This is a genomic window from Streptomyces sp. NPDC057424 (genome assembly GCF_042803315.1).
Classification (GTDB): Bacteria; Actinomycetota; Actinomycetes; order Streptomycetales; family Streptomycetaceae; genus Streptomyces.
In genome coordinates this window covers 91,106-114,065 of record NZ_JBHVCP010000021.1, presented here as the reverse complement: position 1 = coordinate 114,065, position 22,960 = coordinate 91,106, and the positions used below count along the sequence as shown (strand labels likewise).

General features: G+C 71.9%; 18 protein-coding genes. 8 read left to right on the top strand and 10 right to left on the bottom strand.

Annotation, left to right across the window (positions count from 1 at the left end; genetic code table 11):
- Positions 1–52: 52 nt before the first annotated feature.
- On the bottom strand, positions 53–1,027 hold the full coding sequence (locus ACFU3E_RS19075) for a helix-turn-helix transcriptional regulator (protein WP_384159132.1): 975 nt from the start codon (positions 1,025–1,027) through the stop codon (positions 53–55).
- Positions 1,028–1,166: 139 nt separating this feature from the next.
- On the opposite strand from ACFU3E_RS19075, the gene ACFU3E_RS19070 reads away from it, so the two are divergent.
- Complete coding sequence (locus tag ACFU3E_RS19070) at positions 1,167–2,729, top strand: sodium-dependent transporter (protein ID WP_384159129.1); 1,563 nt, start codon at positions 1,167–1,169, stop codon at positions 2,727–2,729.
- Positions 2,729–2,869: a methionine/alanine import family NSS transporter small subunit gene (locus ACFU3E_RS19065; protein WP_384159126.1), complete on the top strand. Its 141-nt coding sequence runs from the start codon at positions 2,729–2,731 to the stop codon at positions 2,867–2,869. The genes ACFU3E_RS19070 and ACFU3E_RS19065 overlap by 1 nt, the downstream gene beginning before the upstream one ends.
- Before the next feature lie 71 nt (positions 2,870–2,940).
- On the opposite strand, the gene aceE is transcribed toward ACFU3E_RS19065, so the two are convergent.
- From aceE to ACFU3E_RS19040, 5 genes are all read right to left on the bottom strand, one after another.
- Complete coding sequence (gene aceE / locus ACFU3E_RS19060; protein WP_384159123.1) at positions 2,941–5,682, bottom strand: pyruvate dehydrogenase (acetyl-transferring), homodimeric type; 2,742 nt, start codon at positions 5,680–5,682, stop codon at positions 2,941–2,943.
- A 269-nt stretch (positions 5,683–5,951) separates the two neighbouring features.
- Entirely contained in the window at positions 5,952–6,575 is a 624-nt protein-coding gene (locus ACFU3E_RS19055) for a GntR family transcriptional regulator (protein WP_384159120.1), read from the bottom strand.
- A 254-nt stretch (positions 6,576–6,829) separates the two neighbouring features.
- Positions 6,830–8,611, bottom strand: coding sequence for a 2-oxoglutarate dehydrogenase, E2 component, dihydrolipoamide succinyltransferase (gene sucB / locus ACFU3E_RS19050; RefSeq protein WP_384159117.1), 1,782 nt, complete (start codon positions 8,609–8,611; stop codon positions 6,830–6,832).
- A gap of 63 nt (positions 8,612–8,674) precedes the next feature.
- Positions 8,675–10,063 (bottom strand): dihydrolipoyl dehydrogenase, encoded by a 1,389-nt coding sequence (lpdA, locus tag ACFU3E_RS19045; protein WP_384159114.1) that lies wholly within the window; start codon positions 10,061–10,063, stop codon positions 8,675–8,677.
- 286 nt (positions 10,064–10,349) lie between these two features.
- The gene (locus tag ACFU3E_RS19040) at positions 10,350–11,876 is read right to left on the bottom strand and encodes a leucyl aminopeptidase (RefSeq protein ID WP_384159111.1); all 1,527 of its coding nucleotides are present in this window, start codon (positions 11,874–11,876) and stop codon (positions 10,350–10,352) included.
- 347 nt (positions 11,877–12,223) lie between these two features.
- Between ACFU3E_RS19040 and ACFU3E_RS19035 the strand changes: the two genes are divergently transcribed.
- The 5 genes from ACFU3E_RS19035 (at position 12,224) to ACFU3E_RS19015 (ending at position 18,814) form a co-directional block, all read left to right on the top strand.
- The gene (locus ACFU3E_RS19035; protein WP_384159108.1) at positions 12,224–14,257 is read left to right on the top strand and encodes a hypothetical protein; all 2,034 of its coding nucleotides are present in this window, start codon (positions 12,224–12,226) and stop codon (positions 14,255–14,257) included.
- Positions 14,258–14,356: 99 nt separating this feature from the next.
- Positions 14,357–15,880, top strand: a complete 1,524-nt coding sequence (gene pelF, locus ACFU3E_RS19030) for a GT4 family glycosyltransferase PelF (protein ID WP_384159105.1) — start codon at positions 14,357–14,359, stop codon at positions 15,878–15,880.
- Positions 15,877–17,385, top strand: coding sequence for a hypothetical protein (locus ACFU3E_RS19025; RefSeq protein WP_384159102.1), 1,509 nt, complete (start codon positions 15,877–15,879; stop codon positions 17,383–17,385). The genes pelF and ACFU3E_RS19025 overlap by 4 nt, the downstream gene beginning before the upstream one ends.
- Positions 17,382–18,041, top strand: coding sequence for a spherulation-specific family 4 protein (locus tag ACFU3E_RS19020; protein ID WP_384159099.1), 660 nt, complete (start codon positions 17,382–17,384; stop codon positions 18,039–18,041). Before ACFU3E_RS19025 ends, ACFU3E_RS19020 begins: the two co-directional genes overlap by 4 nt.
- Positions 18,038–18,814 carry an endo alpha-1,4 polygalactosaminidase gene (locus ACFU3E_RS19015; protein WP_384159096.1) on the top strand — a complete coding sequence of 259 codons (777 nt, stop codon included), beginning with the start codon at positions 18,038–18,040 and terminating at the stop codon, positions 18,812–18,814. The genes ACFU3E_RS19020 and ACFU3E_RS19015 overlap by 4 nt, the downstream gene beginning before the upstream one ends.
- On the opposite strand, the gene ACFU3E_RS19010 is transcribed toward ACFU3E_RS19015, so the two are convergent.
- The gene (locus ACFU3E_RS19010) at positions 18,774–19,385 is read right to left on the bottom strand and encodes an RDD family protein (RefSeq protein ID WP_384159093.1); all 612 of its coding nucleotides are present in this window, start codon (positions 19,383–19,385) and stop codon (positions 18,774–18,776) included. The genes ACFU3E_RS19015 and ACFU3E_RS19010 overlap by 41 nt on opposite strands.
- Positions 19,386–19,465: 80 nt before the next feature.
- Complete coding sequence (locus ACFU3E_RS19005) at positions 19,466–20,248, bottom strand: adenosylcobinamide-GDP ribazoletransferase (protein ID WP_384159090.1); 783 nt, start codon at positions 20,246–20,248, stop codon at positions 19,466–19,468.
- Positions 20,249–20,308: 60 nt separating this feature from the next.
- Between ACFU3E_RS19005 and ACFU3E_RS19000 the strand changes: the two genes are divergently transcribed.
- A complete protein-coding gene (locus tag ACFU3E_RS19000) occupies positions 20,309–21,073 on the top strand; it encodes a hypothetical protein (protein WP_384159087.1) in 765 nt (254 codons plus the stop codon).
- On the opposite strand, the gene ACFU3E_RS18995 is transcribed toward ACFU3E_RS19000, so the two are convergent.
- Both ACFU3E_RS18995 and cobT read right to left on the bottom strand, forming a co-directional pair.
- Positions 21,013–21,711: a hypothetical protein gene (locus ACFU3E_RS18995; protein ID WP_384159084.1), complete on the bottom strand. Its 699-nt coding sequence runs from the start codon at positions 21,709–21,711 to the stop codon at positions 21,013–21,015. The genes ACFU3E_RS19000 and ACFU3E_RS18995 overlap by 61 nt on opposite strands.
- Before the next feature lie 134 nt (positions 21,712–21,845).
- Positions 21,846–22,946 (bottom strand): nicotinate-nucleotide--dimethylbenzimidazole phosphoribosyltransferase, encoded by a 1,101-nt coding sequence (cobT, locus tag ACFU3E_RS18990; RefSeq protein ID WP_384159081.1) that lies wholly within the window; start codon positions 22,944–22,946, stop codon positions 21,846–21,848.
- Between the last annotated feature and the right edge of the window lie 14 nt (positions 22,947–22,960).

The following is a 22,960-nucleotide window of genomic DNA, read 5'->3' as shown; positions in this document are numbered from 1 at the left end:
TTCGCCATGATCAAGTCCGACCCCGCGTTAACAACGCTCGTGATCAATACACCTAGGGCCGGTAGAGCCGGGCCAGCCGCGCCGCGTCCGCGGCGAACCGCGCGCGCAGGCTCTGCGGCTCCAGCACCTCCACCTCCGGGCCCAGTGCCGCCAGCTGGGTGTGGGCGACCTCCTCGGACTCCACCGGCAGGGCCACCGTCACCCAGCCGCCCTCGTCCGGGTCGCCCGCGGCCGCCAAGGCCTCCCGAACGGTCAGCGAGTCCAGGGCGTACGGCAGTCCGCGCACGCCGTCGGGGGACAGGCGCACCACGACCCGCGCCCGCAGGATGGACCGCGCGAACTGCTCCGCTCGCTCCTCCCAGAACGCGGGCAGGTCGAAGTCAGGCTCCCGCTCGAAGCGTTCACCGTCCGCGTCCACCGTCGTGAACCGGTCGATCCGGTACACCCGGAAGGACCCGCCCCGGGCCACCCGGGCGCACAGGTACCAGACGCCCGCCTTCAGCACGAGCCCGTACGGCTCCAGCTCCCGGACGACCTCGTCCTCCCCGCGCCGGTAGCGGGCGCTGACCCGCCGGTCGTCCCACACCGCGTCGGCGACCGCCGGCAGCAGTGCGGGCGTCTTCGGCTCCTTGAACCAGTTCGGCGCGTCCAGATGGAACCGCTGGGCGGCCGTTCTTGACGCGTCCCGCAGGGAGGGCAGCAGCGCCGCCGACACCTTCAGCTGAGCGGCCGAGGCGGCGTCCTCCAGGCCCATCTCGCGCAGCGCCCCCGGCACGCCGGACAGGAACAGCGCCTCGGCCTCGCCGCGGTGCAGCCCGGTCAGCCGCGTCCGGTAGCCGCCGACCAGCCGGTAGCCACCGGCCCGGCCACGGTCCGCGTACACCGGCACGCCCGCCTCCGACAGCGCCTGCGCGTCCCGTGTGACCGTCCGCTCCGACACCTCCAGCTCACGGGCGAGCTCGGCGGCCGTCATGGAGGGCCTGGACTGGAGCAGCAGCACCATCTTGATCAGCCGGGCAGCGCGCATGACCGCCATTGTGCCGGGCGCGCCACCTGCCTGGGTGTACACATCGTGTGATCTCGCCGTCACCGCTGTTAGCGTCGGTCGGAGTTCAACGTGCAGAGGTTCGGTTGATCAATCGGGACGTCCCTCGACGAGGACACACATGACGAAACAGCCTCGCGAACAATGGGCCACACGCACGGGCTTCCTGCTGGCGGCGATCGGCTCCGCCATCGGGCTCGGCAACATCTGGCGCTTTCCGGCCGTCGCCTACGAGAACGGCGGCGGCGCCTTCCTCTTCCCCTATCTCATCGCGCTGCTCACCGCCGGTATCCCGCTGCTCATCATGGAATACGCGATCGGGCGCAGATACCGGACCTCGCCCCCGGCGGCGCTGCGGCAGATGGCCCGCCCGGCGGAGGTCCTCGGGTGGTGGCAGGTGGCGATCTCCTTCGTGATCGCCACGTACTACGCGGTCATCATCGCCTGGGCGGTGCGTTACATCGGCTTCTCCGCCGACCAGGCCTGGGGCGACGACCCGGAGGGCTTCCTCTTCGGCAGCTTCCTCAAGGCGTCCGAGGAGCCGGGCTTCGTCTCCGGCTACGTCTCCGGGGTGCTGTGGCCGCTCATCGCCGTCTGGGTGGTGGTGCTGGGCATCCTGGCGTTCGGTATCCGGCGCGGCATCGAGAAGGCCAACAAGATCTTCATCCCGCTGCTGGTGGTCTTCTTCGTCGCCCTGGTGATCCGGGCCCTCACCCTGGACGGTGCGGCGCAGGGGCTGGACGCCTTCTTCCGCCCCGACTGGTCGGAGCTGACCAACGGCAGCGTCTGGGTGGCCGCCTACGGCCAGATCTTCTTCTCCCTGTCGATCGGCTTCGGCATCATGGTCACCTACGCGTCCTACCTGCGGCGCCGCGCCGACCTCACCGGCTCCGCCCTGGTCGCCGGGTTCGCCAACAGTTCCTTCGAGATCCTCGCCGGCATCGGCGTGTTCGCCACGCTGGGCTTCATGGCGCAGGCCGCGGGGGTGCCGGTCGGCGACGTGGCGACCGCAGGGCTCGGACTGGCGTTCGTCGCCTTCCCGACGATCATCTCCGAGATGTGGCTGGGCGGCGCCTTCGGCGTGCTGTTCTTCGTGTCCCTGGTGATCGCGGGTCTGTCCTCGCTGATCTCGATCGTCCAGGTGGTGGTCTCCGCGGTGCAGGACCGCACCGGCATGCACCGCATCCCCGCCGTGTTCGGCGTGGGCGGCGCCGTGGCGGTGGCCTCCATCCTGCTGTTTCCGACCAACGAGGGCGTCTTCCTGCTCGACGCCTCCGACCACTTCATCAACCAGTACGGCATCGCGATGGCCGCGCTGGTCGGCGTGATCGCGGTGGCCTGGTTCATGCGCAAGCTGCCCGAACTGCAACGGGACGCCGACGCCACCTCCGCCGTGCGGCTCGGCCACTGGTGGCGCATCTGCCTCGGCATCATCACCCCGGTGGTGCTGGGCTGGATGATGATCGACAGCTTGCGCTCCGAGTTCGACGAGAACTACGAGGGCTACTCCACCGACTTCCTGCTGGGAGCGGGCTGGAGCGTGGCGATCGCGGCGCTGCTGGTCGGCGTGCTGCTCTCCCTGATCCCGTGGAAGGCGGCCGAGGGCGGGCTGAGCGACCTGGACATGGAGTCCCCCGACGAGGCCGAGGCCCACCGCAAGCGGCATGGAAAGGAGGACCGCTGATGTCCGGCGGCGCCGTCATCATGATGATCATCGCGATCCTCATCGTCTGGGGAGGCCTGGGGCTGGCCATCATCCGGCTCCGCGGCCATCCCGACCCGGGACCGACCGCCGAGGAGGCGAAGATCCCGCACGCCGAGTAGCAGTCCAGGCGGTACCACGCAAGCGGTCGCCGGCTCCCGGATCACGGGAGGCCGGCGACCGCTTCGTCGTCCTACAGACCGTACTTCTCGCGCGCTTCCTTCACGGCCGTGGCCTTCACCTCGCCGCGCTTGGCGAGCTGGGCCAGGGCCGCGACGACGATCGACTCGGCGTCCACACCGAAGTGACGGCGGGCCGCCTCACGGGTGTCCGAGAGGCCGAAGCCGTCGGCACCCAGCGAGGACCAGTCCTGCTCGACCCACTGCGCGATCTGGTCCGGGACCTGGCGCATGTAGTCGGAGACCGCCAGCACCGGGCCCTCGGCGCCCTGGAGCGCCTGCCGGACGAACGGCACCCGCTCCTCGCCGCGCAGCAGTGCCTCGTCCGCCTCCAGGGCGTCCCGGCGCAGCTCGCTCCACGAGGTCGCCGACCAGACGTCGGCCGCCACGTCCCACTCCTCGGCGAGCAGCTGCTGCGCCTTGAGCGCCCAGTGGATCGCCGTACCGGAGCCGATCAGCTGGATCCGCGGGGCGATGGGGGTACCGCCCTGCTCGAGCGAAGCCGAGAGCTTGGGGGACGGAGGCGTGATGCCCGCCGACTCCGCCGTGTTGAAGCGGTACAGGCCCTTGACGATGCCCTCGTCGATCCCGTCGACGGACGGCTTCGCGGGCTGCGGCAGCGGCTCGTTGTAGACGGTCAGGTAGTAGAAGACGTCCTGGTCCTCGCCCGGGGCCGCCTCGCCGTACATCCGGCGCAGACCGTCCTTGACGATGGCCGCGACCTCGTACGCGAACGCCGGGTCGTACGTCAGCGCCGCCGGGTTCGTCGCGGCGATGACGGGGGAGTGGCCGTCGGCGTGCTGGAGGCCCTCACCGGTCAGCGTCGTACGGCCGGCCGTCGCGCCGACGAGGAAGCCGCGGCCGAGCTGGTCGCCGAGCTGCCACATCTGGTCGGCCGTGCGCTGCCAGCCGAACATCGAGTAGAAGATGTAGAACGGGATCATCGTCTCGCCGTGCGTCGCGTACGACGTCGACGCGGCGATGAAGTCGGCCATCGAACCGGCCTCGGTGATCCCCTCGTTGAGGATCTGGCCGTTCCGGGCCTCCTTGTAGTACATCAGCTGGTCGCGGTCGACCGGCTCGTACGTCTGGCCCTTCGGCGAGTAGATGCCGAGCGAGGGGAACAGCGACTCCATACCGAAGGTGCGCGCCTCGTCCGGGACGATCGGCACCCAGCGCTTGCCGCTCTCCTTGTCGCGGACCAGGTCCTTGACCAGGCGGACGAACGCCATGGTGGTGGCCACGTTCTGCGAGCCGGAGCCCTTGTCGAAGGACGCGAACGCCTTCTCCGCCGGGGCGGGCAGCGGGGCGACGGGGTGGACGCGGCGGGCCGGGGCCGGACCGCCGAGGGCGGCACGCCGCTCCTGGAGGTAACGCACCTCGGGGGAGTCGGCGCCCGGGTGGCCGTAGGGGACCACGCCGTCGACGAAGTCGCTGTCCTTGATCGGCAGGCCGAGCAGGTCGCGCATGTTCTTGAACTCGTCCACCGTCAGTTTCTTCATCTGGTGGTTGGCGTTCTTCGACGCGAAGCCCTCGCCGAGGGTGTGGCCCTTGACCGTCTGGGCCAGGATCACGGTCGGCGCGCCCTTGTGCTCGACGGCCGCACGGTAGGCGGCGTACACCTTGCGGGCCTCGTGTCCACCGCGCGAGAGGTGGAAGCACTCGAGGATCTTGTCGTCGCTCAGCAGCTTCGCCATCTCCGCCAGCGTCGGGTCGGCGCCGAAGAAGTCCTGGCGGATGTAGGCCGCGTCGCGGGTCTGGTACGTCTGGATCTGCGCGTCCGGTACCTGGCGCAGGCGGCGTACGAGCGCGCCCGTGGTGTCCAGCTGGAACAGCTCGTCCCAGGCCGTGCCCCACAGCGTCTTGATCACGTTCCAGCCGGCGCCGCGGAACTGGGCCTCCAGCTCCTGCACGATCTTGAAGTTGGCGCGGACCGGGCCGTCGAGTCGCTGCAGGTTGCAGTTGATGACGAACGTGAGGTTGTCCAGCTCCTCACGGGCCGCCAGCGCGAGGGCCGCCGTCGACTCGGGCTCGTCCATCTCGCCGTCGCCGAGGAACGCCCACACGTGCGAGGCGGAGGTGTCCTTGATGCCGCGGTTGGTGAGATAGCGGTTGAAGCGCGCCTGGTAGATGGCGGAGAGCGGGCCGAGGCCCATCGACACCGTCGGGAACTCCCACAGCCAGGGCAGGCGGCGCGGGTGCGGGTAGGAGGGCAGGCCGTTGCCGCCCGACTCGCGGCGGAAGTTGTCGAGCTGCTCCTCGTTCAGACGGCCGTCGAGGAACGCGCGGGCGTAGATGCCGGGGGAGGCGTGGCCCTGGATGTAGAGCTGGTCGCCTGAGCCGTCGGCCTCTTTGCCTTTGAAGAAGTGGTTGAAGCCGGTCTCGTACAGCCAGGCGGCGGAGGCGAAGGTGGCGATGTGGCCGCCGACACCGTACTTGCTGCCCCGGGTCACCATCGCGGCCGCGTTCCAGCGGTTCCACGCGGTGATCCGCTGCTCCATCGCCTCGTCACCGGGCACGGCCGGCTCGGCGGCGGTGGGGATGGAGTTGACGTAGTCGGTCTCGAGGAGCTTCGGCAGCGCGATGCCGGCGCCCTCGGCGCGCTCCAGCGTGCGGCGCATCAGGTATGCGGCACGGTGCGGCCCGGCAGCCTGGGTGACCGCGTCCAGGGAGGCCTGCCATTCGGCGGTCTCCTCCGGGTCCCGGTCGGGGAGCTGGTCGAGCTCGCTCGGCTGGATGGCGTTGGGGTCGGTCATGTCGCCGCCTTCCTCAGTCGAAGGGGGTTCCCTCATCGGTAAGGGTTCGGGGGTGCCCTTTGTCTTTGGCAGGACAGGGCGCGGAGCTTGGGTGGCAAGCCCGTCGGCGACTGTAACTCGCTGATCGATGATCGATCAAAGGGTTGAGGGGCAAAACCTCTTGATCACGAGAAAATAGGCACGGGGTGCCTCCGGCAGTGGCACGCGGTGACGGTTCTGTGCGGGGTTTTCGCAGGTCGGAGGCGTTTGAGCGGGGGTGTGCTCGGGTGTCACGCCCGGGGCGCGCAGCCCAGGACGTGCGCCTTCACCAGTTCTGCGATCCGGGGGTCGCGGCGCTTGAACGCGGCGACGAGCTCCTCGTGCTCCTCCGCGTACGACTGCTGCTGGGTGCCCAGCCAGCGGATCGACAGAGCCGTGAACACCTCGATGCCGAGGCCTTCCCAGGTGTGCAACAGGACGGAGTTGCCCGCGGCGCGGACCAGTTCGCGGTGGAAGGCGACGGTGTGGCGGACCTGGGCCGTGCCGTCGGAGCTGCGGTCGGCCTCGTACAGGGCGCTGACGTGCGGTTCCAGGGCCGAGCAGTCGTCCGCGAGGCCCTGGGCGGCGAGTTCCGCGGCGATGGCCTCCAGGCCGGCCCGAACCGGGTAGCTCTCCTCCAGGTCGGCGGCCGTGAGGTTGCGGACACGCACGCCCTTGTTCGGAGCGGACTCGATCAGGCGCAGGGACTCCAGCTCGCGCAGGGCCTCGCGGACCGGGGTCTGGCTGACCTCCAGCTCGGTGGCGATCCGGCGCTCGACGATCCGCTCACCCGGCTGCCAGCGTCCGCTGATGATCCCTTCCAGGATGTGCTCGCGGATCTGCTCGCGGAGCGAGTGGATGACGGGCGCGGTCATGAGGGCTCCTCAGTCGGGATTGACGTTTAGACAATACGGCCGGTTCGCTCCGCGGGTGAGGCCGACGTGGGTGCTGTCGCGCAGGTGAGACGAGGCGCACACGGTGTTTCCGGCACGCCGTGGAGCTCGGTCGGATGCCTCTGTGGGCGGCTGCGGGCCGTTCGTGGCCTGTCGCGCGGTTTCCCCGCGCCTCCAGCACAATGCCCCCGCCCGGAGATCTCCGGACAGGGGCACCGCTCAGCCGTGAAGGAAGGTCAGAGGCCCAGCTCGACCTCGAACTCGCCCGCCTCCAGGATGGCCTTGACCGCCGTCAGGTAACGGGCGGCGTCGGCGCCGTCCACCAGGCGGTGGTCGTAGGACAGGGTCAGGTACGTCATGTCGCGGACGCCGATGACCGTGCCCTCCTCCGTCTCGATGACGGCGGGGCGCTTGACCGTCGCACCGATGCCGAGGATCGCGACCTGGCCCGGCGGCACGATGATCGTGTCGAAGAGCGCGCCGCGCGACCCGGTGTTGGAGATGGTGAAGGTCGCGCCGGACAGCTCGTCCGGGGTGATCTTGTTGGCGCGGACCTTGCCCGCCAGATCGGCCGTGGCCTTGGCGATGCCGGCGAGGTTGAGGTCCCCGGCGTTCTTGATGACCGGGGTCATCAGGCCCTTCTCGGAGTCCACCGCGATACCGACGTTCTCGGTGTCGAAGTAGGTGATGGTCCCCTCGGCCTCGTTGATCTTGGCGTTGATCGGTGCGTGCGCCTTCAGCGCCTGGGCCGCGGCCTTGACGAAGAACGGCATCGGGGAGAGCTTGACGCCCTCACGCGACGCGAACGCGTCCTTGGCACGGGCGCGCAGCTTCATCAGACGCGTGACGTCGACCTCGACGACCGAGGACAGCTGAGCCTGCTCGTGCAGGGCCTTGACCATGTTGTCGCCGATGACCTTGCGGATCCGCGGCATCTTGATGGTCTGACCGCGCAGCGGGGACGCCTCCAGCACCGGGGCCTTCTTCGCGGCCGACGGAGCGGCGGCCGGAGCCGGAGCGGCGGTTGCGGCCTTCGCGGCCTCGGCGGCGGCGACGACGTCCTGCTTGCGGATACGGCCGCCGACACCGGTGCCCTTGACGCCGGCCAGGTCGACGCCGTTCTCGGCGGCGAGCTTGCGCACCAGCGGGGTGACGTAGGCACCGTCGTCGGCCGGCTTGGCGGCGGCCGGAGCGGCCGGGGCCTGGGCCGGAGCCGGGGCCGGCGCGGGAGCGGACGGAGCCGGCTCGGGAGCCGGGGCGGTCTGCTGCTGCGGGGCCGGAGCCGACGGAGCCTGCGGGGCCGGGGCGGCCTGCTCCGGAGCCGGGGCCGGGGCCGGCTCGGGCTGCGCCGGGGCGGCCGGGGCCTCCTGCGCCGGGGCGGCGGCCGGAGCGGCACCCGCCTCGCCGATGACGGCCAGCTTGGCGCCGACCTCGGCGGTCTCGTCCTCGCCGACCACGATCTCCAGCAGGGTGCCCGAGGTGGGCGCCGGGATCTCGGTGTCGACCTTGTCGGTGGAGACCTCGAGCAGCGGCTCGTCGGCCTCGACGCTGTCACCGACCGACTTCAGCCAGCGGGTGACGGTGCCCTCGGTGACGGACTCGCCGAGCGCGGGCAGGACCACGTCCGTGCCCTCGGCGGAGCCGCCGCCGGCAGCGGTGTCGGCGGAGGGAGCGGGCGCCGGGGCGGCCTGCTCGGTGGACGGGGCGGCCGGGGCCGGCTCGGGGGCCGGCTCGGCGACCTGCTCCGCGGCGGGGGCCGGGGCGGCGGCGGGCGCGCCGCTGCCGTCGTCGATCAGGGCCAGCTCGGCGCCGACCTCGACCGTCTCGTCCTCGGCGACCTTGATGGAGGACAGCACGCCGGAGGCGGGGGAGGGGATCTCGGTGTCGACCTTGTCGGTGGAGACCTCGAGCAGCGGCTCGTCGGCCTCGACGCGCTCACCCTCGGCCTTCAGCCAACGGGTGACAGTGCCCTCGGTGACGCTCTCGCCGAGCGCCGGAAGGGTTACGGAAACCGCCATGGTTTCGGTTGCTCCTTACGGAAAGTGCGGAAGTCTGTGTCGTCGCGTTCGTCGACCGAGGGGTCAGTCGTGCGCGTGGAGGGGCTTGCCGGCCAGGGCCAGGTGGGCCTCGCCGAGCGCCTCGCTCTGGGTGGGGTGAGCGTGGATGAGCTGCGCGACCTCGGCGGGCAGCGCCTCCCAGTTGTAGATCAGCTGGGCTTCGCCGACCTGCTCGCCCATGCGGTCGCCGACCATGTGGACGCCGACGACGGCACCGTCCTTGACCTGGACGAGCTTGATCTCGCCCGCGGTGCCCAGGATCTTGCTCCTGCCGTTGCCCGCGAGGTTGTACTTCAGAGCGACGACCTTGTCCGCGCCGTAGATCTCCTTGGCCTTGGCCTCGGTGATGCCCACGGAGGCGACCTCGGGGTGGCAGTACGTCACCCGCGGGACACCGTCGTAGTCGATCGGAACGGTCTTCAGACCGGCCAGGCGCTCCGCCACCAGGATGCCCTCGGCGAAGCCGACGTGCGCGAGCTGGAGAGTCGGGACGAGGTCACCGACGGCGGAGACGGTCGGCACGTTCGTGCGCATGTACTCGTCGACCAGGACGTAGCCGCGGTCCATGGCGACGCCCTGCTCCTCGTAGCCCAGGCCCTGGGAGACCGGGCCGCGGCCGATGGCGACCAGCAGGACCTCGGCCTCGAACTCCTTGCCGTCGGCGAGGGTGACCTTGACGCCGTCCTGGGTGTACTCGGCCTTCTGGAAGAAGGTGCCCAGGTTGAACTTGATGCCGCGCTTGCGGAACGAGCGCTCCAGCAGCTTGGAGGAGTTCTCGTCCTCGACCGGGACGAGGTGCTTCAGGCCCTCGACGATCGTGACCTCGGTGCCGAAGGACTTCCACGCGGATGCGAACTCGACGCCGATGACACCGCCGCCCAGGATGATCGCGGACTTGGGCACGCGGTCCAGGACGAGGGCGTGGTCGGAGGAGATGATCCGGTTGCCGTCGATCTCCAGGCCGGGCAGCGACTTCGGCACCGAGCCGGTCGCGAGCAGGACGTGGCGGCCCTCGACACGACGGCCGTTCACGTCGACGGACGTGGGGGAGGACAGTCGTCCCTCACCCTCGATGTACGTCACCTTCCGGGAGGCGACGAGCCCCTGCAGGCCCTTGTACAGGCCGGCGATCACGCCGTCCTTGTACTTGTGGACCCCGGCGATGTCGATGCCCTCGAAGGAGGCCTTCACACCGAACTGCTCGCTCTCGCGGGCCTGGTCGGCGATCTCGCCCGCGTGCAGCAGGGCCTTGGTGGGGATGCATCCCCGGTGCAGGCAGGTGCCGCCGACCTTGTCCTTCTCGATCAGGGCGACGTCCAGGCCCAGCTGCGCCCCGCGCAGGGCCGCGGCGTAACCACCGCTGCCACCGCCGAGGATCACTAGGTCGAAAACGGTGCTGGCGTCGTTCGCCACGTCACGTCCTCCATGCATGTGCGCCGTGAGCCGGTCTTCAGTGACCGGCAGGCGGCTGGTGTCCGGCCGCTCGTTCTTCGGCCCTTCGGTGGGGCCCTGTCCTGCCGAGCCCCATCTTCGCACTTGTCGGCACACAAGGAGACGCCGGGCTGCGGTGTGAGACGCCCCACGTTCGGATGAGCCGTGCCCGAAGGAGTGCCCCGCAGGGGCGCGGGGAACTGCGCGAGCAGCCCCCACACCCCCGCACTCGCCGCACAGCGGACGAGACCGGGCTCTCAGGCGCAGGTCAGCCCAGATCCCCGGCGGCGGTCAGCTCCGCCAGCCGCACCAGCGTCCGCACGGCCGTCCCCGTGCCGCCCTTCGGCGTGTATCCGAACGGCCCGCCCTCGTTGAAGGCCGGCCCGGCGATGTCCAGGTGCGCCCAGGTGATGCCCTCGCCCACGAACTCGCGCAGGAAGAGGCCGGCGACCAGGCCGCCGCCCATCCGCTCGCCCATGTTCGCGATGTCGGCCGTGGGGGAGTCCATCCCCTTGCGCAGGTGCTCCGGCAGCGGCATCGGCCACGCCGGCTCCCCGACCTCCTCGGCGGCCTCGCACAGCGCGGCGCGGAACGCGTCGTCGTTGCCCATGATCCCGAACGTCCGGTTGCCCAGCGCCAGCACCATCGCCCCGGTCAGCGTCGCCACGTCCACGATCGCGTCGGGCTTCTCCTGCGACGCCGCCCACAGCGCGTCGGCCAGCACCAGCCGGCCCTCGGCGTCGGTGTTGAGCACCTCCACCGTCTTGCCGCTGTACATCCGCAGCACGTCACCCGGACGGGTCGCGGATCCGGAGGGCATGTTCTCGGCCAGGGCGAGCCAGCCGGTGACGTTGACCTCCAGGCCGAGACGCGCGGCGGCGACGACCGCGGCGAACACCGAGGCCGCACCGCTCATGTCGCACTTCATCGTCTCGTTGTGACCGGCCGGCTTCAGCGAGATGCCGCCCGAGTCGTAGGTGATGCCCTTGCCGACGAAGGCGAGGTGCTTCTTCGCCTTGGAGGAGGTGTACGACAGCTTCACCAGGCGCGGTCCCGCCGCCGAGCCGGCCCCGACGCCGAGGATGCCGCCGTAGCCGCCCTTGACCAGGGCCTTCTCGTCGAGCACCTGCACCTTGATGCCGTGCTCCTTGGCCGCGGCCTGGGCGATCGCGGCGAACGACTCGGGGTTCAGGTCGTTCGGCGGGGTGTTGACGAGGTCGCGGGCGCGGTTGAGCTCCCCGGACACGGCGGCGGCACGCTCGACGGCGGCCTTGTACGCCTTGTCGCGGGGCTTGCCGCCCAGCAGGGTGACCTCGGCGAGGGGGGCCTTGCCGTTCTTCGCCTTGGGGTCCTTGCCGTTGTCCTTGTAGGCGTCGAAGGAGTACGCGCCGAGCAGCGCGCCCTCCCCGATCGCGCCGGCGTCGGCGGCGTCGCCCAGCGGCAGTGCGAAGGCGGCCTTCTTCGACCCGGCCAGGGCGCGGGCGGCGACACCGGCGGCCTTGCGCAGGGCCTCGGTGCCGTACTCGGCGTCCTTCTCCGGGACCGCGCCCAGGCCGACCGCCAGGACGAGCGGTGCCTTGAAGCCGGACGGCGCCGGCAGCTTCGTCACCTCGCCCTCGCCGCCGGAGGCGCCGAGAGTCTCCAGAACGCCGGCGAGCCTGCCGTCGTACGCCTTGTCCACGGCCTCGGCGCCCGGTGCGACGACCGGCCCCTTGGCACCCTTGGCGACACCGATCACGATCGCGTCGGCCCGCAGGCCGGTCGCCGCGGCGGTGCTGAGAGTGAGAGCAGTCACGGTGGTGAAATCTCGCTTCCGATGTGAAGTTGCTGTGGTCGAACGGTGTGGGTCGACCGGGCCCGGCAGCCGACCCTATTCCGACCTGAGGGTCTGGGTCTCACGGGGCCTTCCCCGGTGCGGCGAACACTCGACGACGAGACTACGCGCGTGGTCCGGTTCGCTCATTCCTGCGGACGTTCACCTGTCGGTGGCGTAGTGGCCATTTCTTGATCCTCCATGCCGGTGAACTGAGTCACACTCGTCGCGATCCGGTGAGCGTCCTGCTCGCCGCTTTGCATGATTTTCCACGGATCCTCCTCTGTTCGACCGCACGAGGATTCCTGGGATCTTCTGGGGGAGGAACCATGGCGCAGCGTGCGCGCAGATGGAAGAACACGGCCGCCGCGATGACGGCGGCGGGCATGATCACGGCCGGGGCGACGGCGCCCGGGGCGGCGGCCGCGGGGGAACCACGCATCGATCTGAAGGTGCTGGTGGTGGACAACGGCGACAGCCCCGTGCAGGCCGTCACCGCCCAGCTGAAGAGCACGGGCGTCCCGTACACGACCATCGACCTGAACGACTCCGGACGGCCGAAGATCACGGCGTCGTTCCTGAGCGACACCGTGAACGGCCGGCCCCGAGCCAAGTACCAGGGCGTCGTCCTGCCCAACGAGGCCCCGTTCGGCGCGGGCTCCGCGGAGCAGACCGCGCTGGAGACCTACGAGCGGACGTACGGCATCCCGCAGGTCGACGCCTACACCTGGGCGCACCCCGGGGTCGGTCTCGACTACACCGGTGAGGGTGGCTGGGCAGGCACTCTTGACGGGCGCGAGGCATCCGTCACCGCGGCCGGGAAGGCCGGCTGGTTCGGCTACCTCGACGGCGCGTTCCGCTTCGAGGACAACGCCCCGGCCGTGCAGGAGAGTTACGGCTACGCCGCCCGGCCCCGCCCCGGCTTCACCAGCTACGTCGACATCCCCGTGCCCGGCGGCACCGGCCGCGGCAGCCTCGTCGGCGAGTACGCCCACGACGGCCGCCGTGAACTCGTCGTGACCTTCGCCTACAACAACAACCAGCAGCAGTTCCGGCTGCTGGCCCGCGGCATCGTGGAGTGGCTCACCCAGGGCGTGCACCTGGGGCAGACCCGCAACTCCTTCGCGGTGCACGTCGACGACGTGTTCGCCCCGGACAGCCGCTGGGACACCGAACGCAACTGCACCCCGGGCGACTTCGACTGCGCGGGCGGCGACGGCGAGGGCACCACGCCGATCCGCATGACCGCGGACGACGCCGCCCACGCCGCCCAGTGGCAGCGCGAGCACGGCTTCACCATGGACATGGTCTTCAACGCCGGCTCCGGCGAGGAGTGGAAGACCGAGCACGGCGGCACCGACGCCCTCGCCGCCCGGCTGCTCGCCGACAAGGCGCAGTACCGCTGGGTCAACCACACCTACACGCACCCGTTCCTCGGCTGCGTCCAGGACACCTCCAGCGTGCCGTGGAGCTGCGCGAAGAACGCCGACGGCTCGACGAAGTACATGAGCCGCGCCGAGATCGCCGCCCAGATCCGGGACAACCACAAGTGGGCCGTGAACAAGGGCCTGCCCATCGACCGCACCGAGCTGGTCACCGGTGAGCACTCGGGTCTGAAGACCCTCCCGCAGCAGCCGAACGACAACCCCAACCTGGCCGGCGCCCTCGCCGACACCGGCGTCAAGTGGATCGCCTCGGACAACTCCCGCGAGCCCGGGCAGCGGGCCGTCGGCAAGGCGCTGACCGTGCCGCGCCACCCGATGAACGTGTACTACAACGTGGGCACGGCGGCCGAGATGGCCGACGAGTACAACTGGGTCTACACCTCGCGGGCCGACGGCGGCAGCGGCGTCTGCGAGGACAACCCGACGTCGACGTGTCTGGACGAGCCGCTCGACCCGGCCACGGGCTACGCGGAGCACATCGTCCCGCAGGAGGCGCGCATCGCCCTCGGGCACGTTCTCGCGGGTGATCCCCGGCCGCACTACGCGCACCAGTCCAACCTGGCCGAGGACCGGCTGCTCTACCCGGTCATGGAGAAGGTGCTCGCCGACTACCGGGCCCTGTTCACCGACGGCACCCCGCTGGAGAACCCCCGGCACAGCGCCATCGGCACCGAGGTGCAGCGCCGCGCCGCCTGGCAGACCGCCCTGGCGAACAACTGGGTGACGGCGTACCGCATCGGCAACACGGTCACGGTCACCGCCCCGTCGGGGACGCAGATCCCGGTGACCGCCCCGGAGGGCACGAAGAGGCAACTCCTGCTGGGGACCAGCGCCTTCGGCACCCCGTACGCGGGAGCCCGCTCGGCCTGGACGACCCCGGCGGCACTCCAGTCGGCACTCACGCTGAAGCTGCCCTAAAGGGGCGCGGGGAACTGCGTGACCAGCCACGACGGGCCCGCGCCCGGGATCCGGCAGCAGTTCCCCGCACACCATCCGCACCACAGGGGGAAACACCGCATGAGGCGAACAGGCCGTCATGTCACCATGCTCACGGAAGGCACCTACCCGCACGTCCACGGCGGCGTCAGCACCTGGTGCGACCAGCTCGTCAAGGGCATGCCGGAGGTCGACTTCCACCTCGTCTCGCTCACCGGCAGCGGCCGCGAACCCGTCACCTGGGACCTGCCGCCCAACGTCTGCCGGCACACCTCCGTACCGACCTGGGGCCCGCGTCCCGGCCGCACGAGGCCCCCGTACGGCAGGGCCCGCCGCCGCTTCACCGAGAGCTACGAGCGGTTCCTGCTGTCCTTCCTGGACCCCGGCTCGCACGCCGACTTCGGCGAGTCCCTGAACGAGCTGGCCGGACTCGCCCGCGACGGATGCCTGCCGGCCGCGCTGCGCACCGAGTCGGCGCTGCGGTCGCTGATGTGGATCTGGACCATGCCCCACCTGCCGACCGCCGCCGCCCGCCCCACCGTGCACGACGCGCTGACCGCGACCGACCTGCTGGAGCACGCCCTGCGCCCGCTGGGCGTCCGCATCCCCGAGGACTCCGTGGCGCACGCCGTCAGCAGCGGCCTGGCGACCCTGCCCGCGCTCGCCGCGCGCCACCTGGACGGCGTGCCGTTCCTGCTCACGGAGCACGGCATCTACCTGCGCGAGCGCTACCTCGGCTACCGCAGCGACGCCCAGCGCTGGCCCGTGAAGGCGTTCATGCTCGGCTTCTACCGCGAGCTCAACTCCTACGGCTACCGCGCCGCCGACCTGATCACCCCGTGCAACCAGTACAACCGCCGCTGGGAGGAGCGCGGCGGCGCAGACGCCGACAGGATCCGCACGGTCTACAACGGCGTCGACCCGGCCGCCTTCCCGCACGCCGGTCCCGAGCCCGAGGTCCCCACCCTGTCCTGGTGCGGCCGGATCGACCCCATCAAGGACCTGGAGACCTTGCTCCGCGCCTACGCCATGGTGCGCGCCGAGATCCCGGCGACCCGGCTGAGGCTCTTCGGCCCGGTCCCGCCCGGCGGCGAGGCCTACCGCACCCGGCTGGAGAAACTCGCCGCCGAACTGGGCGTCACCGACGGCCTGACCTTCGAGGGCCGCGTCAGCGAGGTCTGGCGCGCCTACGCGGCCGGGCACCTCGTCATGCTGTCGTCGATCTCCGAGGGCTTCCCGTTCTCCATCATCGAGGCCATGTCCTGCGGCCGTACGACGGTGTCGACGGATGTCGGAGGGGTGCGCGAGGCCGTCGGCGACACGGGCCTGGTCGTGCCCCCGCGCGAGCCGGAGAAGATGGCGGCCGCCGCGCTCACCCTGCTGAAGGACGACCGACGGCGCCTGGAACTGGGCGAGTTGTCACGCCAGCGCGTCATCGACAGGTTCACGCTGCGCCGCTCGGTGGACGCCTTCCGCACCATCTACAAGGAACTCGCGGGCGAGGACGAGGTGTACGAGCCGACGCTGGAGACCGTCGCCGACTGGACGCTGGAACTGCGCGACCCCTGGTACGCGTCCACCGCGACGGACGGGGCCGGCTGGTGAGCGGAAGCGTCTGGCTGCCCCCCGGCTCCCGCCCGGACACCCTCCCGGCGATTCCCCGGCAGCGCACCCCCAGCTGGGCCCGGCCCGACCCGGTCGACGAACTCGCCGACCGCATGGAGGACTTCATAGCCGCGGCCGTCCACCCGGACGAGATAGCCGCCCTGCTGGAGTCCGACGGCCTCTCCGACGACCAGATACGCGAGCGGTACGGCGTGAAGAACTCCTTCGCGCTCGCCGAGACGCTCTACGAACGCGTCGAACGCCGCTACCCCGAGCCCGACGGCCCGGCCCCCGACCCCTGGCGGACCGGCCTGCTCGGCTGTCTGCTGCGCGGCGTCGTCTTCGCCCTGCCCGGCCTCGCCTACGTCCTCGGCGCCCCCCTGTTCACCGGCCCCGGCGACCTCGGCCTCCCCGCGGGCACGGTCCCGCTCCTCGCCGGCGCCCTGTGCGGCTGGACCTGGAACCAGGGCCTCGCCCACCGGGCGTACGCCTGGCTGGGGCTGGGCGACCGGCCGGCCGCCCGGCGCGCCCTGCTGCTCGGCGCCCCGGCGGGCGCGCTGCTCGGCTCCCTGGTCGCCCTGGCCTCCGCGGGCGGCGCCGCCCCGGCCGTGGTCGCCTTCGCCGCCGGGCAGTCCTGCTATCTGGCCGCGGCGACCGTCCTGCTGGTGATGGGCCGCGAACGGCTCCTGCTGGCCGCCCTCGCGCCGATGGCCATGGGCGCGGTCCTGTCCCTGGTCGGCCCGCTGCCCGAGAGCGCCGGCCCGGCCCTGCTGCTGGGCTCCCTCGCGGCGGTCGCCGTACTCGGACTGCGCGAGGTGGCACCCGCCCTCAAGGGCGAACACGGCTGGACCGCGGGCCTCGTCGCCCTGCTCCCGTTCGGTGCGTTCGGCACCCTCCCCGCCCACCGCCGCCCCGCCGCACCCCGGCTCTCGGGCTCCCTGCCCTACGCCCTGTTCGGGCTCGCCACCGGCGTCCTCGTGCTGTACGCGGCACTCGGCGACGTCCTCGCCGGCGAGTCGTCGAGCGCGGTCGCCGCGCCCGCCGCAGTGGCGCTCACCCTCAGCATGGGCCCCGCCGAGTGGCTGCTGTACCGCTTCCGCAGCGACAGCCTCGCCGGACTGCGCTCCAGCAGCACGGCCCGCGCCTTCCGGCGTACCACGGTCCTCACCGTCGTGCGGTGCCTGGCCGCCTACCTCGCGGTCCTGCTCGCGCTGAGCCTCGCTGCCTCCGCCCTGTGGCCACACGCCCCGGTCCCGGGCGGTATCCGGCTGGCCGGGCTGCTCCTGCTGGGCGTGGCCCTGTGGACGGGGCTGCTGCTCCAGTCGTTCGGCGCGGTGACCGGCGCGACGGCGGTGTGCGGCGCCGCGGCCCTCGTCCAGACCCTGCTCCTCGTCACCCGCACCGGCGATCCGCACCTGACGGGAGCGGTCGTCTACGGCACGGCGGCCGCCGTCCAGGCCGTCCTGGTGTGCGCCCTGCTGGGGAGGGCAACCGCCCACCGATGAGCACTCTCCTGGTTCCGTACTACGAGCACCCGTCCGTCCGCCCCGCCGCATGGGACGCGATCGTCGCGGCCGCGCCCCGGCTCTACGGGGTCGTCCTCAACCCGGCCAGCGGCCCCGGCGACCGCCCCGACCCGGCGTTCGCCGAGGCCGCCGCCCGGCTGCGGGCCGCGGGAGCGAGGGTCCTCGGGTACGCAGACACCGACTACGGCCGCCGCGCCACCACCGACGTCGTCCGCGACCTCACCCGGCACCGCGACTGGTACGGCACCGACGGTGCCTTCCTCGACCAGGTGCCGTCCGGGCCCGGGGAGTTCGAGCACTACCAGAAGCTGGCGGTGGCCGCCTGGGGTGTCGGCTGCGGCACCCTCGTCCTCAACCACGGCACGGCACCGCACCCCTGCTACGCCCGCATCGCCGACGTCCTCGTCACCTTCGAGGGCACCTGGGCCTCGTACCGCGCGCAGCCCCCGCAGCCGTGGCCCGGCGGCCCGGACGTACGGCTGTGCCACCTGGTGTACGCCGTCCCACCCGACGCCGACGTGGCAGGCCTGGCCCGGGCGCGGGGCGCGGCGGTGCACTGCGCGGTCCCCGGCACCGGAGATCATCCTTGGGGCACCCTGCCGTACACCCTGCACACCCCGGAGAACGCCCCGTGAGACGCCCCCTGCTCGCCACGCTGCTCGTCCTGCTGCTCGCGGGCTGCACCCAGACCCCCGACGACAAGCCCGGCCCCCGCTGGCAACCCCGCCCCGGCACCGCCTGGCAGTGGCAGCTCAGCGGGCGCCTGGACGCCTCCGTCGACGTGCCGGTCTACGACATCGACGGCTTCGACCACTCCGAGGACACGGTCGCCGGGCTGCACGACGACGGACGCAAGGTCATCTGCTACCTGTCCACCGGTGCCTGGGAGGAGTTCCGGCCGGACGCGGGGAAGTTCCCCGAGGCCGTCCTGGGCCGCGGCAACGGCTGGAAGGGCGAGCGCTGGCTCGACATCCGCCGCACCGACGTCCTGGAGCCGCTCATGGCGGCCCGCATCGACATGTGCCGCGACAAGGGCTTCGACGCGGTGGAGCCCGACAACATGGACGGCTACCGCAACGACACGGGCTTCCCGCTCACGGCCACCGACCAGCTCCGCTACAACCGCCTCATCGCCCGCCTCGCCCACGACCGGGGCCTGGCCGTCGGTCTGAAGAACGACCTGGACCAGATCCCGGAACTGGTCGGGGACTTCGACTTCGCGGTCAACGAGCAGTGCGCCCAGTACGGCGAGTGCGCGGCCCTGAAGCCGTTCGTCGCCGCGGGCAAGGCCGTCTTCCACGTCGAGTACGAGGTTCCCACCACCCGCTTCTGCGCCGACTCCCGCCGCCTGAAGCTCAGTTCGCTGCTCAAGAAGTACGAGCTAGGGGCGTGGCGACGGGCCTGCTGACCCTGATCCCGGTGACCGCCGTGCCCGCGACCCGGTCGGCGAGGGACCGGTGGCCGGGGGAGAGGACCGGCATGGCGTTCAGCAGGAACAGCACCACCGCGACCGCCCACACCAGCACCGACAGCACGACCTGGCCCTCGACCAGCAGGACGCAGGCCACGGCGTACACGGCGACGTCCGCGGCGGTGGTGACCGCGGCCCGCCGCGCCGCCCTGACCCCGCGCGGGAGGGCCGGGGTGACCCTCAGCCCGGCCACGGCCTTGCCGACCGTGCGCCCGGCCAGGGCCAGGCACGCCCACTGGTAGAGGAAGACCGTCAGCACCAGCAGCCCGAAGGCCTGTTGGACGTACAGCACCGACTTGTCCCACAGCGAGAGTCCCAGGTCCTGGGAGGCGTCGAGCAGGTCACCGCGCGAGGTCAGCAGGTCGAAACCGCCGCGGGTGGCCAGCTCGGGCACGTCGGTGACGAGCGCGGAGACCCGGTGGAAGGTGAGCACGGCGAGCGCCGAGGCCAGCGCCACCACCAGCGCGAAATCGACGAGCCAGGCCATGGCACGGCGCAGCTTCGGCATGAACGTCCCCCGATCACTTGTGTGTCGGCGAGAAGGTAGCGTCTGAGCGGCCCGTGCAGGAGAGGGACGGGGAGATCGTTTCAGCCCAGTGACAGAACGACCAGGGCCGTGGTCGCCGCGGTCTCCGCCAGGCCGCCGAAGACATCCCCCGTGACCCCGCCGAAGCGGCGCGTGCAGTGACGCAGCAGCGCCTCGGCGGCGGCCAGGGCGAGAACGACCGCGAGCACGTTCCGGACCATGTCATACGGCCCGTGGACGGCACCGGCCGCCGCCGCGAGCCCGGTGACGGCGACGGCGGCGACCACCGCCCCCCGCAGTGGCACCACGCCCGCGACCGCAGCCCCCAGCCCCTCCGGCCGCGCCGAGGGCACACCGGCCCGGGCCGCCAGGGTCAGGGCCAGCCGGGCGAGGATCGCGGAGACGGCGGCGGCGCAGGCGCCCCGGGCCCAGGAGGCGTCGTACGCCTGGGCGAGCGCGGCGACCTGTGCGAGCAGGGCCAGGACGAGGGTGATGACCCCGAACGGCCCGATGTCCGACTGCTTCATGATCCGCAGCGCGTCCTCGGCGGGCTTCCCGCTGCCCAGACCGTCGGCGGTGTCCGCGAGCCCGTCGAGATGCAGCCCCCGGGTGAGGACGGCCGGCACGGCGACGGTCGCCACGGCGGCCAGCGGGGCGCCCGCGCCGAGGAACAGCAGCACCAGCCCGAGCCCGGCGGCGGCGGCACCGACCGCGAGCCCGGCCAGCGGAGCGCACAGCATGCCGCCGCGCGCGGCCTCCCGGTCCCACCGGGTCACCCGGACGGGGATCACCGTGAGGGTGCCGAAGGCGAAGCGGAGGCCGTCGAGGGGCGAGGTTCTGGGCACCGGCGCAGGCTACCGGCCGGTCAGGAGAGCGCATACGGCAGCCGAGGATAAAGTGCGCATATGGGATGGTTCGAGCGGAACATCATGGAACCCGGCAAGCTGCCACTGCTTCTCGCTCTCGTCTCCTTCGTTCTGACCTTCGTGATCACCCGGGGCATCACCCGTCTCATCCGGGCGGGCAAGGGCCCCTTCCGCAACATCAGCGGCAGCGGCGGTGTCCACGTCCACCACGTGGTGCCCGGCGTCATCCTGACGATCATCGGCGGCTTCGGCGCGGTCGCCGGCGGCCAGTACGGCTTCGGCTCGTACCTGGCCGCGGTGATCTTCGGTATCGGCGCGGGCCTCGTCCTCGACGAGTTCGCCCTGGTCCTGCACCTCGCCGACGTCTACTGGACCCAGGACGGCCGCAAGAGCGTCGAGATGGTCGTCCTCACCGCGTCCCTCGTCGGCCTGCTCCTGCTCGGCTTCTCGCCGCTGGGCGTCAACGACCTCTCCGAGGACCAGCAGAACAACCGCGCCGTCTTCCTCGCGAACATTCTGGTGAACTTCGCCTTCGCCCTCATCGCCCTGTTCAAGGGCAAGGTCCGCATCGCCGTCCTGGGCGTGATCATCCCCCTCATCGCCCTGGTCGGCGCCGTACGGCTGGCCCGCCCCACCTCACCCTGGGCCAAGCGGTTCTACCGGAACCGCCCCCGAGCCCGTGCGAAATCCGGTCTGCGGGCCTACCACCACGACCGCCGCTGGGTGGGTCCCCGGCGCAGGTTTCAGGACTGGATCGGCGGCGCGCCCGACCCCGAGCCGGCCCGCTCCCTCGAACACCGCTGACGCAGCTCGCCGGCCGCGCACAGCACCAGCACCGCGGCGATCGCCGCAAGGTGCTCCTTGCCCGCGAGGTTCTCCTTGACCACGACCTCGACCACCATCGCCACGATCACCACCGAGGCCGTGACGTACGCGCGGTGGCGCCACCCGAGGAAGACGGCCAGGCCCACCACCGCCGCCGACGGCCCGGTGTCCACGACCCACCGGTCCGACGCGGGCAGACCCAGTGAGGAGTCCGGGCCCAGCCAGATACCCAGACGCGCGTACAGCGTCCCCGCGAGCGTCGCGACGTAGGCGACGGCCACCGTCCGCCACCGGCCCAGGCACAGCTCGGCGATGCCGAACACCAGCAGGACCTGCACGAGCGCGCCCCACACCGGCAGATCCAGGGCGGGCACGAACAGCGACAGCGGCGTACGCAGCAGCGCCTGCCACAGCGGGTCCACGGCGCGCACCCCGCCGGCGTTCCGCACCCACTCACAGCCCCACGCCTGGTGGTGCGCGAAGTGCAGCACGGCCGTGAGACACACGGCCGTGACCGCCACCGGCACGGCCCGCCACCGCCGCTCGGCCAGCGGCCCGCGCGCCGAGGCGTACAGCGCTCCCCATTCGGCGCGGGCCCAGCGGGCGAGCGTGGTCATCCTGCGGTCGTCCTCGTGCGTGCGTCGGAACGTCTGAGGGTGTCCGTGACTCAGTCAAACCGACACCACGTTCCAAGACCGACCGGAACGGGACGAAGTTGAGCCAGGCGTGAGTGACCTGGATCTCGGGGCCGCTACTGCTCGGCGGGCACCTCGGAGACCTCCGGCCCGGCCGGCTCCCCGGACTCCTTCGGCTTCTCGGGCAGCTCCGCCGCCAGCGCGGCAGCGGCCTGCACCAGCGGCAGCGCCAGCAGACCGCCCGTCCCCTCCCCGACGGTCACCCCGTGGGTCAGCAGCGGCTCCAGGGCCATCCGGTCCAGCGCCTTCGCCTGCCCGGGCTCCCCGCTGTCGTGCGCGGCCAGCCACCAGTCCGGCGCCCGGAACGCGATCCGCTGCCCGACCAGCGCGCACGCGGCCGTCACGACCCCGTCGAGCACCACCGGCAGCTTGCGTACCGCGCTCTGCAGCAGGAAGCCCGTCATCGCCGCGAGGTCGGCCCCGCCCACGGCGGCCAGCAGCTGCAACTGGTCCCCGAGCACCGGCCGCGCCCGGCGCAGCGCGTCGCGGATCGCCGCGCACTTGCGCATCCACGCCAGGTCGTCGATCGCCAGCCCGCCGCGCCCGGTGACGACCGACGCGTCGACCCCGCACAGCGCCGCGACCAGCACGCCCGCCACCGTGGTCCCGCCGACGCTCACATCGCCGAGCACCACCAGGTCCGTGCCCGAGTCGGCCTCCTCGTCGGCCACCGCGATCCCGGCCCGGAACGCCGCCTCGGCCTCCTCCGGGGTCAGCGCGTCCTCGATGTCGATCCGCCCACTGCCGCGCCGCACCCGGTGCCGTACGACGTCCTCGGGCAGGGTCTCGGGGTCGCAGTCCAGGGCCATGTCGACGATCCGCACCGGCACACCCAGCCGCCGTGCCAGCACCGACACGGGCCGGCCGCCCTCCAGCACCTCGCGCACCATCTCCCCGGCGCCGCCCGCCGGCCGGGCCGACACGCCCAGTCCGGCGATGCCGTGGTCGCCGGCGAAGAGCACCACCCGCGGCCGTTCGATCGGCCGCACCGGCACGGCGGACTGCGCCGCCGCCAGCCACTCACCCAGTTCGTCGAGGCGGCCCAGCGACCCGGGCGGCACGATCTGCCGCTCCCGGCGTGCCTCGGCGTCACGGCGGACCCCGCCGTCCGGACGCTCGATCAGATCGGTGAAGTCGTCGAGATTAAGCGAGCTCATTCGCCGAACAGTAC

Bases quoted from the DNA above. Each gene is read 5' to 3' on its own strand.
- cobT (WP_384159081.1), bottom strand. From the start codon at position 22,946: ATGAGCTCGCTTAATCTCGACGACTTCACCGATCTGATCGAGCGTCCG.
- sucB (WP_384159117.1), bottom strand. From the start codon at position 8,611: ATGGCGGTTTCCGTAACCCTTCCGGCGCTCGGCGAGAGCGTCACCGAG.
- ACFU3E_RS19065 (WP_384159126.1), top strand. From the start codon at position 2,729: ATGTCCGGCGGCGCCGTCATCATGATGATCATCGCGATCCTCATCGTC.
- ACFU3E_RS19035 (WP_384159108.1), top strand. From the start codon at position 12,224: ATGGCGCAGCGTGCGCGCAGATGGAAGAACACGGCCGCCGCGATGACG.
- ACFU3E_RS19000 (WP_384159087.1), top strand. From the start codon at position 20,309: ATGGGATGGTTCGAGCGGAACATCATGGAACCCGGCAAGCTGCCACTG.
- ACFU3E_RS19010 (WP_384159093.1), bottom strand. From the start codon at position 19,385: ATGCCGAAGCTGCGCCGTGCCATGGCCTGGCTCGTCGATTTCGCGCTG.
- pelF (WP_384159105.1), top strand. From the start codon at position 14,357: ATGAGGCGAACAGGCCGTCATGTCACCATGCTCACGGAAGGCACCTAC.
- ACFU3E_RS19075 (WP_384159132.1), bottom strand. From the start codon at position 1,027: ATGCGCGCTGCCCGGCTGATCAAGATGGTGCTGCTGCTCCAGTCCAGG.
- aceE (WP_384159123.1), bottom strand. From the start codon at position 5,682: ATGACCGACCCCAACGCCATCCAGCCGAGCGAGCTCGACCAGCTCCCC.
- ACFU3E_RS18995 (WP_384159084.1), bottom strand. From the start codon at position 21,711: ATGACCACGCTCGCCCGCTGGGCCCGCGCCGAATGGGGAGCGCTGTAC.
- ACFU3E_RS19020 (WP_384159099.1), top strand. From the start codon at position 17,382: ATGAGCACTCTCCTGGTTCCGTACTACGAGCACCCGTCCGTCCGCCCC.
- ACFU3E_RS19070 (WP_384159129.1), top strand. From the start codon at position 1,167: ATGACGAAACAGCCTCGCGAACAATGGGCCACACGCACGGGCTTCCTG.
- ACFU3E_RS19055 (WP_384159120.1), bottom strand. From the start codon at position 6,575: ATGACCGCGCCCGTCATCCACTCGCTCCGCGAGCAGATCCGCGAGCAC.